The 11,792-nt window shown below is 63.0% G+C and carries 12 protein-coding genes and 2 pseudogenes; 5 read left to right on the plus strand and 9 right to left on the minus strand.

Going from position 1 to position 11,792, the window contains the following annotated elements; translation table 11 throughout:
* The 6 genes and pseudogenes from NTCA1_RS28875 to NTCA1_RS26930 form a co-directional block, all read right to left on the minus strand.
* Positions 1-209, minus strand: a pseudogene (locus NTCA1_RS28875) (hypothetical protein); the annotation flags it as partial.
* Positions 210-229: 20 nt separating this feature from the next.
* Positions 230-571: an MFS transporter gene (locus NTCA1_RS28880; protein WP_017503245.1), complete on the minus strand. Its 342-nt coding sequence runs from the start codon at positions 569-571 to the stop codon at positions 230-232.
* Positions 572-593: 22 nt separating this feature from the next.
* The gene (locus tag NTCA1_RS28885; RefSeq protein ID WP_017503244.1) at positions 594-932 is read right to left on the minus strand and encodes a hypothetical protein; all 339 of its coding nucleotides are present in this window, start codon (positions 930-932) and stop codon (positions 594-596) included.
* A 124-nt stretch (positions 933-1,056) separates the two neighbouring features.
* Positions 1,057-2,424, minus strand: a complete 1,368-nt coding sequence (locus tag NTCA1_RS26920) for a Dyp-type peroxidase (protein WP_017503243.1) — start codon at positions 2,422-2,424, stop codon at positions 1,057-1,059.
* A 3-nt stretch (positions 2,425-2,427) separates the two neighbouring features.
* Complete coding sequence (locus NTCA1_RS26925; protein WP_017503242.1) at positions 2,428-3,039, minus strand: hypothetical protein; 612 nt, start codon at positions 3,037-3,039, stop codon at positions 2,428-2,430.
* Between the two features lie 40 nt (positions 3,040-3,079).
* Positions 3,080-4,168: a catalase family protein gene (locus tag NTCA1_RS26930; RefSeq protein WP_026109628.1), complete on the minus strand. Its 1,089-nt coding sequence runs from the start codon at positions 4,166-4,168 to the stop codon at positions 3,080-3,082.
* A gap of 155 nt (positions 4,169-4,323) precedes the next feature.
* On the opposite strand from NTCA1_RS26930, the gene NTCA1_RS26935 reads away from it, so the two are divergent.
* From NTCA1_RS26935 to NTCA1_RS26955, 5 genes are all read left to right on the plus strand, one after another.
* On the plus strand, positions 4,324-4,947 hold the full coding sequence (locus NTCA1_RS26935) for a TetR/AcrR family transcriptional regulator (RefSeq protein WP_017503240.1): 624 nt from the start codon (positions 4,324-4,326) through the stop codon (positions 4,945-4,947).
* A gap of 65 nt (positions 4,948-5,012) precedes the next feature.
* Positions 5,013-5,441 (plus strand): thioesterase family protein, encoded by a 429-nt coding sequence (locus NTCA1_RS26940; protein ID WP_017503239.1) that lies wholly within the window; start codon positions 5,013-5,015, stop codon positions 5,439-5,441.
* A complete protein-coding gene (locus NTCA1_RS26945) occupies positions 5,438-6,304 on the plus strand; it encodes a 3-hydroxyacyl-CoA dehydrogenase (protein ID WP_017503238.1) in 867 nt (288 codons plus the stop codon). Before NTCA1_RS26940 ends, NTCA1_RS26945 begins: the two co-directional genes overlap by 4 nt.
* Positions 6,305-6,331: 27 nt before the next feature.
* The gene (locus NTCA1_RS26950) at positions 6,332-8,098 is read left to right on the plus strand and encodes an oleate hydratase (protein ID WP_017503237.1); all 1,767 of its coding nucleotides are present in this window, start codon (positions 6,332-6,334) and stop codon (positions 8,096-8,098) included.
* Between the two features lie 41 nt (positions 8,099-8,139).
* Entirely contained in the window at positions 8,140-10,629 is a 2,490-nt protein-coding gene (locus NTCA1_RS26955; RefSeq protein WP_017503236.1) for a heavy metal translocating P-type ATPase, read from the plus strand.
* A 43-nt stretch (positions 10,630-10,672) separates the two neighbouring features.
* Here NTCA1_RS26955 and NTCA1_RS29105 read toward each other — a convergent pair.
* From NTCA1_RS29105 to NTCA1_RS26970, 3 genes and pseudogenes are all read right to left on the minus strand, one after another.
* Positions 10,673-10,762: pseudogene (locus NTCA1_RS29105) on the minus strand (DUF736 domain-containing protein); the annotation flags it as partial.
* Complete coding sequence (locus NTCA1_RS26965; RefSeq protein WP_099232143.1) at positions 10,756-11,067, minus strand: hypothetical protein; 312 nt, start codon at positions 11,065-11,067, stop codon at positions 10,756-10,758. The gene NTCA1_RS26965 and the pseudogene NTCA1_RS29105, both read right to left, overlap by 7 nt.
* A 3-nt stretch (positions 11,068-11,070) precedes the next feature.
* On the minus strand, positions 11,071-11,412 hold the full coding sequence (locus NTCA1_RS26970; protein WP_017503234.1) for a hypothetical protein: 342 nt from the start codon (positions 11,410-11,412) through the stop codon (positions 11,071-11,073).
* Between the last annotated feature and the right edge of the window lie 380 nt (positions 11,413-11,792).

The following is an 11,792-nucleotide window of genomic DNA, read 5'->3' on the forward strand; positions in this document are numbered from 1 at the left end:
TCGGCCATCGCCCTCGCTGCCACCGTCATCTTTTGGCTCTGATCAGTGAGTCCTGAGCCTAGGATGAAGGCGACGGCAACGATTGCCAGCCCGATCGGCGCAAGGCCGATCCACAGCATGGTCGCGCCCATGACAGCGGCCGTGCCGAACGCCGCCAGTCCGACCCTATGGCCAATAACCCTTTCGGCCAGCCCAGCGCCGATCAACATCCCAACCGCCCATAGTGCCGTCAGCATTCCAAACGCGGTCGGCCCGCTCCCAGCGTCACCATCACGAGAAACACGAAAGCAACGTCGGCTATGGCGGTCGCAAACACTTCGAGGCTGAGCGCACCCGTAACCACCATCAACCGTCGATTGCGGAGCAGCGGCAGGTAGTCCGCGAACAGGGTCTCTTCCTCCTGATCGTCCCGTTGTGGCTTGCGGCGAAGCCTGCTCGCCATCACGACGAGGGCCAAAAGGGCAAAACTGGCGGCATCGGCTAAAAGCGCATTGCGCGATCCGATCCATCCCACCAGTACGCCCCCAGCGACTGGACCAGCGAGCATTCCAAGGCTGCGAACCATTTCCATAAGGGAATTGGCGAGTGCGAGGTCATTCCAAGCCGCTCGCCAGCACTGGAATCAACGCGAATGTTGCGGCGCTGCTGATCGTGAACAGCACGCTCAACAGCGCGGCCCCGGCGAGCGTGAACATGGGATAATAGGCGATAAATGCTATCACGCCCGCTTGCAGAACTGACACCATGACCAGAATGCGGGCCGCCTCCCGGCGGTCGATCAAGCGGCCCGCCCAGGGTGCGGCGATCAGACCGGGTAGCAGCTCCGCGGTCAGCAGCGTCGGCACCGCATAGCCGGATGCGTTCTCGGCAGTGCGGAACATCAACGTCAGCAACGTGATTTCATCGCCGGTCGTCGAAATCGTAAGCGCCACAAGGACCAACCATCCCCAGCCTTGCCGAAACTCAACTCCCACTCACTTAACCTTCCGCACAGCCCCGCACTTTCCGGGTCACTCTGCACACTTCAAATCTCAACCGACAATCAGGTGAATAGCTTTAGCGTCGTTCTGCCAACCACTTAAGCGCCGATAGGCTTGGCATGAACAGATATTCGCCTCCCTTCATGACATTGAAAGTCTGCACACCGTCGATGCGCTTGCGCGCGGGCGCCTGCGGGATGGTGAACCGACCGTCCTCCTCATGCAGGCCGACGATTGGATCGCGCTCTTCGCCAAGGTCGACGAAATTCCCGCGATTGATCCATTCCTGCTGCATGAACTCGATCGTGTCATAGGCACGCGCGCTGATGAAGATGAAGAACAGGCCGCGATCGCCTTTCTTATCGTCCTGCGGCGTGACATCCTCGGAATAGACCGGCCCGAAGGTCGAGGAACGACGGATGATCCTGTGGATGTTGACGTCGGTGAGCAGCGTCAACTCGGAGTCGCGGGGATTGAGCCGGCGCATATGGCAGCCAAGCGGCACAACGCGACCTTTGGGGTCATCCTTGAAGCTGAAGTCGTTGTTGCGCTGCGGGTCGGCGCCGAGGTCGGGATCGTCGTGATCGGGCGACAGCGTCAAGGGCGCGCCGGAACGCCAGCGACCGAACATCTTGGCGGCTAATAGCTCGCGTTCCTCCGGCGTCTCGCCATGCGCCTTGAGGAAGGCGTTAAAACAGCCGACCCGGCTGTTGTACTTGCGCATAACGACGAAGGTGCCGTTCTTGCCCAGCCCGGCGGGCTCGGGCATGCCAAGCGGTTGGCCGTTCTCGCTTTCATATCCAAGAATGAACTCGCCCGCCTTGATCGGGCGCTCCTCGCCCGGCAGCGGATCGACGCCGCTACCCTCGACGGCGGGCTGGGAGATCGAATCCCGGAAACCGAACGGGTTTTTCGCGCCATCCGGCGCGCCGAAACGATGCTCGCCGAGCAGGGTCACGCCGCTGCTCCGGTCGAGTTCGGTGCGCGCCGTCGCCAGCGCCTTATCGAGCGCAGCATCATCCACGGCGTAGATAGTCAGCGCGAGATGGCAGTTGCCGGGCTTGAACACCTCTTCCCAGTTTTCAGGCGCGTTGGGCCCGAAGTCGCGAAGCTGCTCCGCGCGTGCGGCCATGCCCTGCTGGAAGGGGAGCGGGAATGTCTTGAGCTGCGCTTCGGGAACGCCGAGCGCCTTCAGCCCCTCGAAGCTGAGTGCGGCCCCGATCCAGAAATCAAGATCCTCGCTCCAGTTGTCGGCAGATGCGATATGGGGCGCGAGCCGGCCGAGAAGATCGCGCGCGCCCTCCGCCTCGTCGAAATGGAGCATGGCGTGGATACCGACATAAGGCTCGGGCCGGCTTCGCAGGATCAGCGCCTGAATGTCGTGCAGATCGAGCGTAACGCTGTCGCGCCGGAAGCGCTCTTTCAGTTTCTGAAGGATCGCCATGGCTCAGCCCACCTTGTCCAGGAATTCGTTGACCGCATGCTCCATCCGCTGAAGGCGGCGCACGTCGACGACGGTCACCTGCGGGTTGGCGACGAACCAGCCGGCAGCGGTGATCTGATGCTCGGCGATGAAATCCTTGACCTTGGGGCTTGCGATGCCAGGCCAACCTTCGACCGAAGCGAAAAGCAGGTCCATCAGGTCGGGGATCTTGGTGGCGAAGTCGTTGATATAGGTGTCCCAGTCGCCGTCATAGGCGGTGGCGAACAGGATGCGTGTGTCGTTGTCGAAGAACACGAACCGCATATTGTGGAGCGTGCCGACCTTCTGCGCGCCATCGAAATTGCCGTTCACCAGCCCGAAGATGCGTTTCAGCCGGTCCGCGCCGCCTGGCTTCAAGTTTGCGATGGCTGTGAGCTCGGAGACATTGCCGGACTGGGCGCCGACACGGCCAGCCGAGCCCGCCGTGCCCTTGAGGTCGGGATTGTGCTTCGTCACCATCTGCTCAAGGGCGAGCTTGGCGAGCTGCGGCGCGTCGCCGGCCACTTCCTCGATCCGCCGCCGGATGGCTTGAAGGCGGGTTTCGTCGATCTGCGGGGTGTCTTCGGTTTCGGCCATGGCTGGCCTCCTTTCGTGATTGCGTGTGACGATCGGTGCGTCAGTCCGGGATGGCGTCGATGTTTGTCGGCTCGACACGAGGCTGGGCGTTCATCTCATGGCGGTAGCGGGTGGATCGCTCATAGGCGGCGATGCGCACCCGCATGATCGATCCGAGCGGCTGATGATCGCGGATACCGTGCCAGGGATTGAACGACAGCACGTCATCGCCATAGACCCGCCGCGCCGGCGAATAGGCGTCCTGCGGCGGGATGCGCAGCGTGGCGATCGGCTGGTGTGGCGACAGCTCTTCGGGCCAGAGCACCGCCGCGTCCTCGACAGGCATCTTGTCGAGATCAGCGCAAAGTTGGGCGCGCAGTTGATACTCAGCACCTTGGTCGCGGAAATGCTCGACAACCAGATCGCGCATGGTGGCATCCTCCACCGTGCCGACGTCCTTGCCGGTGAGCGCGCGGACATTGTCGGAAAGCGGCGCGGCGCTGATCTTGGCGATGTAATCGCCAAAACGGATCGCCGCCATCGAGTGATAGGTCTCGCCAAGCAGATGGTCGTTGTCGCGCGCGAGACCGCGCAGCGTGGCGCCGGGCTCGACGCCGACCGCTTCGACCGCAGCTTCCACGCCGCGCGCCACCCCAGCCATCGCTCGCTGGAGAAAGACCGGGTTCTGGGCATTCTTCTCCAGAAGGCTGATGAGCTGGCGATATTTACCGATCGTGCCGAAGCTCAAGGTCGGGATGTTGACGAGCAGGAAATCCTGGTTTTGGCCCTGGTCTTCGGGGAGAAGCCGCTCGCCTTCGACGCCGATCACCTTGATCGCCATGCCGCGCGGGGCGGGAATCGTGTCGGAGTGAATGTCGCCCGGCGCTGATGAGAGGCGGATCACCATGGAATAGGTGGCCGGGCGAGCGAAAAGCCCCTGACGCAGATGCTCCGGCAGTTCCGGCACGACGAGTTCGCCCTTGAGGAACCCGTGGCTCTTGGCATGGGCGTCGCGCACCGCATGGCGGTGGCGTTCGAACGCCTTGCGGTTGGTATTCGCCATGATCTCAAGGATCTCGGCGGTCAGCCGCTCCTCGTCCTTGCCGAGAACCTCCACGTCCGGAGAATAGCCAATGTAGGTTTGAGCCAAGAGCGCTCCTTCACACTGAGATTTCGTTGCCCAGGAACGATTTCGGGTCGAAATCGCCGTTGATTTCGGATATCAGTTGATATCTGGTCTCACTGAGAACGCGGAACCTCCGAAAAGGTTTCGCACGTCTCGCCCGTTGGTTGGAGAACGAACCCATGCCGCTTACGCGCAAGGACACGCAGCGCCAGACGCGGGACCGGCTGATCGCGGCCGCGCATTCCTCGATTATCGAGGAGGGGGTCTCTGCCATGTCGATTCGCAACATCTGCAGCGCCGCAGGGCATTCGCAGGGCGCCTTCTACTCGAACTTCGCCAGCAAGGATGATCTGCTGGTCGAGATCCTGCAAAGCCATATCCAGGACGAGGTCACACTGCTTCGCGACCTGGTCGCGCACTGCTCCGGCGACGATATCGAGGCGACGCTGCAGGTGCTGGCCGCGCGGCTCGCGAAGTTGGCCGACGAGGCACAATGGTCACTGCTCTCGATCGAATTGCAGCTCCATGCCCGGCGCGATCCGGCTTTCGCCGAGCGGCACCGGGAGGGCAAGGCGGCCTGCTATCGGATGTTCGGTGAGCTCGTCGCCGATCTGACGCAACGCTTCGCACTTCGTCCGGCCTTGCCGCCGATGCAGACCGGTATCGGTCTTTACGCGGTCTGGATGGGACTGGCGGTGCAGGGCGATGTCGAAGGCGCCATGCCGCGCGACGAGATGCTCGTCGGCTTCTTCCGCGCCATGGCAGGACTGGGTTCGTCGCATGAGGAGCAGGCGTATTCGTGAGCGGGATCGTGTCAGATCGTCGACGCATCGGCTGCGATGAGCACGGACACCCGCTCGTCGGCGAGGTGGATGAGCATCGGCGCTTCCATATCCGCTTCCGCGCCCGGGACGCCGACATCGACGAACTCGGCCATGTCAACAATGCGGTCTGGGTGACCTGGATTCAGGATGTGTCGGTGGCGCATTGGCTGACGGCCGCGCGGCCGCAGGATCGCGACCGGTTCGTCGCGGTCGTGCTGCGCCATGAGGTCGACTATCGCGGCAATGTCCGGGCGGGAGACGAGGTCAGTGCGATCACCTGGGTCGTCCGAGCGCCGCGGGGTGCCCGCTATGCACGATGTGTCGAATTCCATGCCGAAGACGGCCGGACGATCGTCGCCTCGCTGACCCAATGGGCCCTGGTCGATCGGGAAACCGGCAAGCTGGCCCGCGTCCCGGTGGAGGTGGCGGCTCCGTTTCTAAGTGACGATACCGCGCAGAAGGAAATTGGATGAGCGATATCAGGAAAGTGGCGGTTCTCGGCACGGGAGTCCTCGGGAGCCAGATCGCCTTCCAGACGGCCTATAGCGGCTTCGATGTTGTCGCCTACGACATCAGCGAGGAAGCTCTCGAACAGGCGCGCGCACGGCTGGCGGCGCTCGTCGAAACCTACACGAACGAGGTGTCGGGCGCGGCTGGCGGCAAGGCGGCCGGGGCGCTCAAGCGGATCGCTCTGCTGAGCGATCTCGGCGCGGCCGTCGCGGACGCGGACCTCGTGATCGAGGCGGTTCCGGAGGTTCTTTCGATCAAGCAGGCGCTCTACGAGAAACTGGCGGGGCTCGCGCCGGACAGGACGATCTTCGCCACCAATAGCTCGACCCTGCTGCCGAGCGGCCTGAAGGCTTACACCGGCCGACCGGACCGGTTTCTGGCGCTGCACTTCGCCAACAGCATCTGGAAGTTCAACACCGCCGAGGTGATGGGCACGGACGACACCGATCCGGCCGTGTTCGATGCCCTGATCGCCTTCGCCTCCGCCATCGGCATGGTGCCGATCCCGGTGCGCAAGGAGAAAGCGGGTTACGTCCTCAATTCGCTTTTGGTGCCGCTCCTGAACGCGGCCGCCGATCTGGCGGCCGGCGGCTATGCCGAGCCGGAAGATGTCGACAAGGTCTGGCGGATCGCCACCGGCGCGCCGATGGGGCCGTTCCAGATCTACGACATCATCGGATTGAACACCCCCTACAACATCCTCTCGCATGGCGACGAGCATGCTCAGTCGCTCGCCGCCTGGCTGAAGGAAAACTACATCGACAAGGGCAGGCTCGGCATCGCCTCGGGCGAAGGCTTCTACAGCTACAAGCCCTCCGCAGACTGATCCCAACAAGAAGAACAGGAGTTCGCCATGCACTATAGCAGCGGAAACTATGAAGCCTTCGTGCGTCCCCGCAAGCCCGAGGGCGCCGACAAGAAGACGGCCTGGTTTGTCGGTTCGGGGCTGGCGGGGCTTGCCGGCGCGGCCTTCCTGATCCGCGACGGCGGCGTTTCCGGCGACCGCATCACCATATTGGAAGAGCTGGAAATCCCCGGCGGCGCGCTCGATGGTCTGGACGTGCCCGAAAAGGGCTTCGTCATTCGCGGCGGCCGCGAGATGGAGGAGCATTTCGAGTGCCTGTGGGACCTCTATCGCTCGATCCCCTCGCTGGAGATCGAGGATGCCAGCGTGCTCGACGAGTTCTACCGGCTCAACAAGGACGATCCCAACTTTTCGCTGCAGCGAACGACGCAGAACCAGGGTCAGGACGTGCCCGACAAGGCGCTGCTAACGCTCAACGACAAGGCGCAGAAGGATCTCCTCTCGGTCTTCCTTGCGACGCGGGAGGAGATGGAGAACAAGCGCATCAACGAGGTCTTCGGCGAGGACTTCCTCAAGAGCAATTTCTGGCTCTACTGGCGCACCATGTTCGCCTTCGAGGAATGGCATTCCGCGCTGGAGATGAAGCTCTACCTGCACCGCTTCATCCATCACATCGGCAGTCTCGCCGACTTTTCCTCGCTCAAGTTCAATCGCTACAACCAGTATGAATCGATGGTCCTGCCGCTGGTGAAGTGGCTGACCGATCACGGGGTTAAATTCCGCTACGGCGTCGAGGTCACCGATGTCGATTTCGACATCCAGCCCGGCTCCAAGCAGGCGACGCGCATCCACTGGAAGGAGCGCGGCGTCGAAGGCGGCATTGATCTCGGGCCCGACGATCTCGTCTTCATCACCATCGGCTCGCTGACCGAGAATTCCGACAATGGCGACCACAGGACACCGGCGAAGCTCAACGAAGGACCGGCGCCGGCCTGGGACCTGTGGCGGCGGATCGCGGCGAAGGATCCGGCCTTCGGCCGCCCGGACGTATTCGGCGCCCATATCCCGGAGACGAAATGGGCCTCCGCGTCGATCACTGCCCTCGACGCCCGCATTCCGGCCTATGTCGAGAAGATCACGAAGCGGAACCCCTTTACCGGCAAGATCGTCTCCGCCGGTATCGTCACGGTGAAGGACTCGGCGTGGCTGCTGAGCTGGACGGTTCATCGCCAGCCGCATTTCAAGAAGCAGCCCAAAGATCAGATGATCGCCTGGTTCTACGCGCTCTTTGTCGATTGCCCCGGCGACTTCGTGAAGAAGCCGATGCAGGAATGCACCGGTGAGGAGATCACCCAGGAATGGCTCTATCACCTCGGCGTGCCGGTCGAGGACATTCCCGAACTCGCGGCATCCGGCGCCAGCACCGTTCCCACGATGATGCCCTATATTACCGCCTTCTTCATGCCGCGCCAAGCGGGTGACCGGCCGGACGTGGTGCCGGAGGGCGCGGTCAACTTCGCCTTCATCGGCCAGTTCGCGGAGTCGAAGCAGCGGGACTGCATCTTCACCACGGAATATTCGGTGAGAACCCCGATGGAGGCCGTCTACACGCTGATGAATGTCGAGCGCGGCGTGCCCGAGGTCTTCAACTCGACCTATGATATCCGTACACTTCTTGCTGCGATCGGTCCGCTGCGGGACGGCAAGGGCATCGATCTTCCCGGGCCGGCCTTCCTGCGCAAGCTGCTGATGAAGAAGCTCGAAGGCACCGAGATCGCCAAGCTGCTCGAAGAGTTCCATCTGATCGAGGAGTGAACAAAGACCGGAAGGCACGCGCGGCGTGTGAAAGGTGATGAATGGCCGACGACGATCAGAAGAGCGAACGCGCCGCCGAGGTGACTGGGGCGCACGGCCATCATCACCATCATGAGCCGGACGGCGAAACGCCGTCCGGTCACGTCGACCATGATCCGGTCTGCGGCATGGTGGTCGATCCCGCCAGGACCGCTCACAATGCTGAGTATGAAGGCGAGCGCTACGTCTTCTGCTCGGCCGGCTGCAAGGCGAAGTTCGACGCCGACCCCGTGCATTATGCGGCACTGGCAGCGCATGCTGCACATCACCATGAGGGTGCTGCCGCCCATGGCGATCATTCCCACCATAGCCACACGCATGGACCTGATACCCATGAGCATCACCACGTTGCGGCAGTAACGGCAACCGCAACGGAAGGGACGATCTGGACATGCCCGATGCATCCGGAAATCCGCCGGGATGCGCCGGGTAGTTGCCCGATCTGCGGCATGGCGCTGGAGCCGCTGATCGCGGCGGCGGATGCCGGACCAAGCCCCGAACTCGCCGATATGACCCGACGCTTCTGGATCGGCCTCGTGCTCGCCTTGCCCGTGTTCCTGCTGGAGATGGGCGGTCACCTGATCCCGGCGCTGCACCATTTGGTGCCGATGCGCATCTCGATCTGGATCCAGTTCGCGCTGGCGACGCCGGTGGTCCTGTGGGCCGGATGGCCGTTCTTCGAACGTGGCTGGGCGTCGATCGTCAACCGCAGCCTCAACATGTTCACGCTGATCGCGATGGGCACCGGGGTCGCCTGGGGCTACAGCATCGTCGCGACATTCGCGCCGCAGCTCTACCCGCAGGCTTTCCGAGGCGCCGATGGCACGGTCGCGGTCTACTATGAGGCCGCGGCCGTGATCACCGTGCTGGTGCTGCTCGGTCAGGTCATGGAACTGCGCGCCCGGGAGCAGACCTCCGGCGCAATCCGCGCGCTTCTCAATCTCGCGCCGAAAACCGCCCGGCGGATCGGGCGGAACAATGCTGAAGAGGATATTCCTGTCGAAGCCGTCGTCATCGGTGATCGGCTCAGGGTCCGGCCCGGTGAAACCGTGCCGGTTGACGGCGTGGTCGAGCAGGGTCGCTCATCGATCGATGAATCGATGGTGACCGGAGAATCCATGCCGGTGACGCGTGTAGTCGGCGAAGCGGTCGTAGGAGGTACGCTGAACCAGACCGGCGCGCTCGTCATCCGGGCTGAAAAAGTCGGGCGCGACACCATGCTCGCCCGCATCGTCCAGATGGTCGCGGATGCCCAGCGCTCGCGCGCGCCGATCCAGCGCATGGCTGATCAGGTGTCGGGCTGGTTCGTGCCGGTCGTCATCGCCGTCGCGCTGCTCGCCTTCGCGGCCTGGGGTGTATGGGGGCCGGAGCCGCGGCTGGCGCATGGCCTGATCGCGGCCGTTTCCGTGCTGATCATTGCCTGCCCCTGCGCGCTCGGGCTCGCGACGCCGATGTCGATCATGGTGGGTATCGGCAAGGGGGCGGCCGCCGGCGTTCTGATCAAGAACGCGGAGGCGCTCGAGCGGATGGAGAAGATCGATACTCTGGTGGTCGACAAAACCGGGACGCTTACCGAAGGCAAACCGGCCGTTACCCGGATCGTCGTGGCCCCGCGATTTGTCGAGGAGACCATCCTGCGGCTTGCAGCCGGCGTGGAGAAGGCGTCCGAGCATCCGCTTGCGCGGGCGATCGTGGCGGCTGCCGACGAGCGAAAGATCACCATCCCCGATGTCGCCGACTTCGACTCGCCGACCGGCAAGGGGGCGATCGGTCGTGTCGAGGGCCGGCATGTGGTGCTCGGCAGCACCACCTTCCTCGCCGAACATGGGGTTGATACAGCGCCGCTCGCGGCACAGGCCGATGAGCTACGCCGCGACGGCGCAACCGCCATCTATATCGGCATCGATAAAGCCATCGGCGGCATCTTCGCCATCGCCGACACGATCAAGGCGACCACGCCTGAGGCACTGAAGGCCCTGCATGCGGAAGGCATCCGCATCGTCATGCTGACCGGTGACAATCGCACCACAGCCGAAGCCGTTGCGAGAAAGCTCGGCATCGATGAGGTCGAGGCCGATGTGCTGCCGGACCAGAAAGCCGCGGTCGTCGAGCGCCTGAAGGCGCAGGGCAAGGTGGTGGCGATGGCGGGTGACGGCGTAAATGACGCGCCGGCGCTTGCCGCCGCCGATGTTGGTATCGCCATGGGATCGGGGACCGACGTTGCGATCGAAAGTGCGGGCGTGACGCTGCTCAAGGGCGATCTCACCGGCATTGTCCGCGCGCGACGCCTGTCGCAGGCGACGATGGCCAACATCCGCCAGAACCTCGCCTTCGCGTTCATCTACAATGCGGCAGGCGTACCGATTGCGGCCGGTGCGCTCTATCCCACGTTTGGGCTGCTGCTGTCGCCGATCATCGCTGCTGCCGCGATGGCGCTGTCGTCCGTCAGCGTCATCGGCAATTCGCTGCGGCTCCGGACAGTGAAGGCATGACGGACCAAGGCCCCGACCTTGTGGCGGGGTCTTGCGTGGGGTCTTAGTCGGCGCGCCTGCCGTTGGGGCGGGACCAGATCAGCGAGAAGGTGTCTTCGCCCTCGTTGTCGAAGAGGTTGGCATAGATCAGAGCGCCGATCTTCTCATGATGCCCTCGGCTGTCAGGGCGTCCGCGATCTGACGGTCGAGTGATCCCACAGCATTGAGCGTTCGCACCATCTCCTCGATGCGTGCGAAGTGAGCCAGATCGTCATAGTTGGCGGTATTGCGGATGATCACATGCTCTGTTCGCGCGCCGGTCTGCCACAGGATCGCGAACCAGATACGGCCTTGCGCACGGCTCTTGTCGACCGTCACGCTGTCGATCACGAGCCGCATCATCTCTTTGCGTTCGTCGATGCCAGCCCGCTTCGAGAACGCGGGCAACAGGGTCGGCAATGGTCAGGATACGCGTTCGCGCGGCGGCGGCCAGGGCGTTAACCTGCTCGACATGCCACCGCGCGTAATCCTGTTCGACGCGTCGGCTTCGCGTATTTTCTCTTCCCACAACGTTTCCAGCGAACGTGCGACGAGCCGCTTTTCCGACTCCACGGCATCATATTGTCGGCGTGCACGCTCCGCTTCGTAATGCGCCTTCTCCCGATTCAGCGCCCATTGACGTTCCAGGAGCCGGTTTTCGCCGTTCATCTGTTCATGAGCCGCAAGCGCAAGGTCGATGCGATCGGGTTGCAGAGCTTCGATCAACAGCCGCTCGACCTCTGCATCAACCTGGTTTGCGCACATTCTGGCAGTGCCCGCTCTGCTCGCTATCGATGCAGTGATAGACGGGGGTCTTCTTATGGGCAGAGTGAGTGAAGACCCATGCGGTGTCCGCATATCCCGCAGACCACGATGCCTTGAAGCATCGCTGCGCCACGCAGGGGCGCTCCGCGCCGGCCAGCGCTGAAGTTGCCGATATTGTCGGCGAGCCGCCCGACGTTGCTCATGTATGCCTCCCATTGGCTATGCCGATGAGCCCGCGTAGGTGGTGACGCCATAGCCATATAGACGACTGGTCTATTATTCGTTATATATGCTGATCATGAATTTGACACCCAAAGCATGATCTGCCCCCCGCTGAGTGGCCCAGAGACTATGATAGTTTGGACCACGAAAGGGACGAT

Source organism: Novosphingobium sp. TCA1 (genome assembly GCF_009811895.1).
Taxonomy (GTDB): domain Bacteria; phylum Pseudomonadota; class Alphaproteobacteria; order Sphingomonadales; family Sphingomonadaceae; genus Novosphingobium; species Novosphingobium panipatense_A.

Excerpts from the sequence above, each read along its gene's own strand:
- NTCA1_RS28880 (WP_017503245.1), bottom strand. The coding sequence starts at position 571 with ATGGAAATGGTTCGCAGCCTTGGAATGCTCGCTGGTCCAGTCGCTGGG.
- NTCA1_RS26920 (WP_017503243.1), bottom strand. The coding sequence starts at position 2,424 with ATGGCGATCCTTCAGAAACTGAAAGAGCGCTTCCGGCGCGACAGCGTT.
- NTCA1_RS26925 (WP_017503242.1), bottom strand. The coding sequence starts at position 3,039 with ATGGCCGAAACCGAAGACACCCCGCAGATCGACGAAACCCGCCTTCAA.
- NTCA1_RS26935 (WP_017503240.1), top strand. The coding sequence starts at position 4,324 with ATGCCGCTTACGCGCAAGGACACGCAGCGCCAGACGCGGGACCGGCTG.
- NTCA1_RS26945 (WP_017503238.1), top strand. The coding sequence starts at position 5,438 with ATGAGCGATATCAGGAAAGTGGCGGTTCTCGGCACGGGAGTCCTCGGG.
- NTCA1_RS26950 (WP_017503237.1), top strand. The coding sequence starts at position 6,332 with ATGCACTATAGCAGCGGAAACTATGAAGCCTTCGTGCGTCCCCGCAAG.
- NTCA1_RS26955 (WP_017503236.1), top strand. The coding sequence starts at position 8,140 with ATGGCCGACGACGATCAGAAGAGCGAACGCGCCGCCGAGGTGACTGGG.
- NTCA1_RS26970 (WP_017503234.1), bottom strand. The coding sequence starts at position 11,412 with ATGTGCGCAAACCAGGTTGATGCAGAGGTCGAGCGGCTGTTGATCGAA.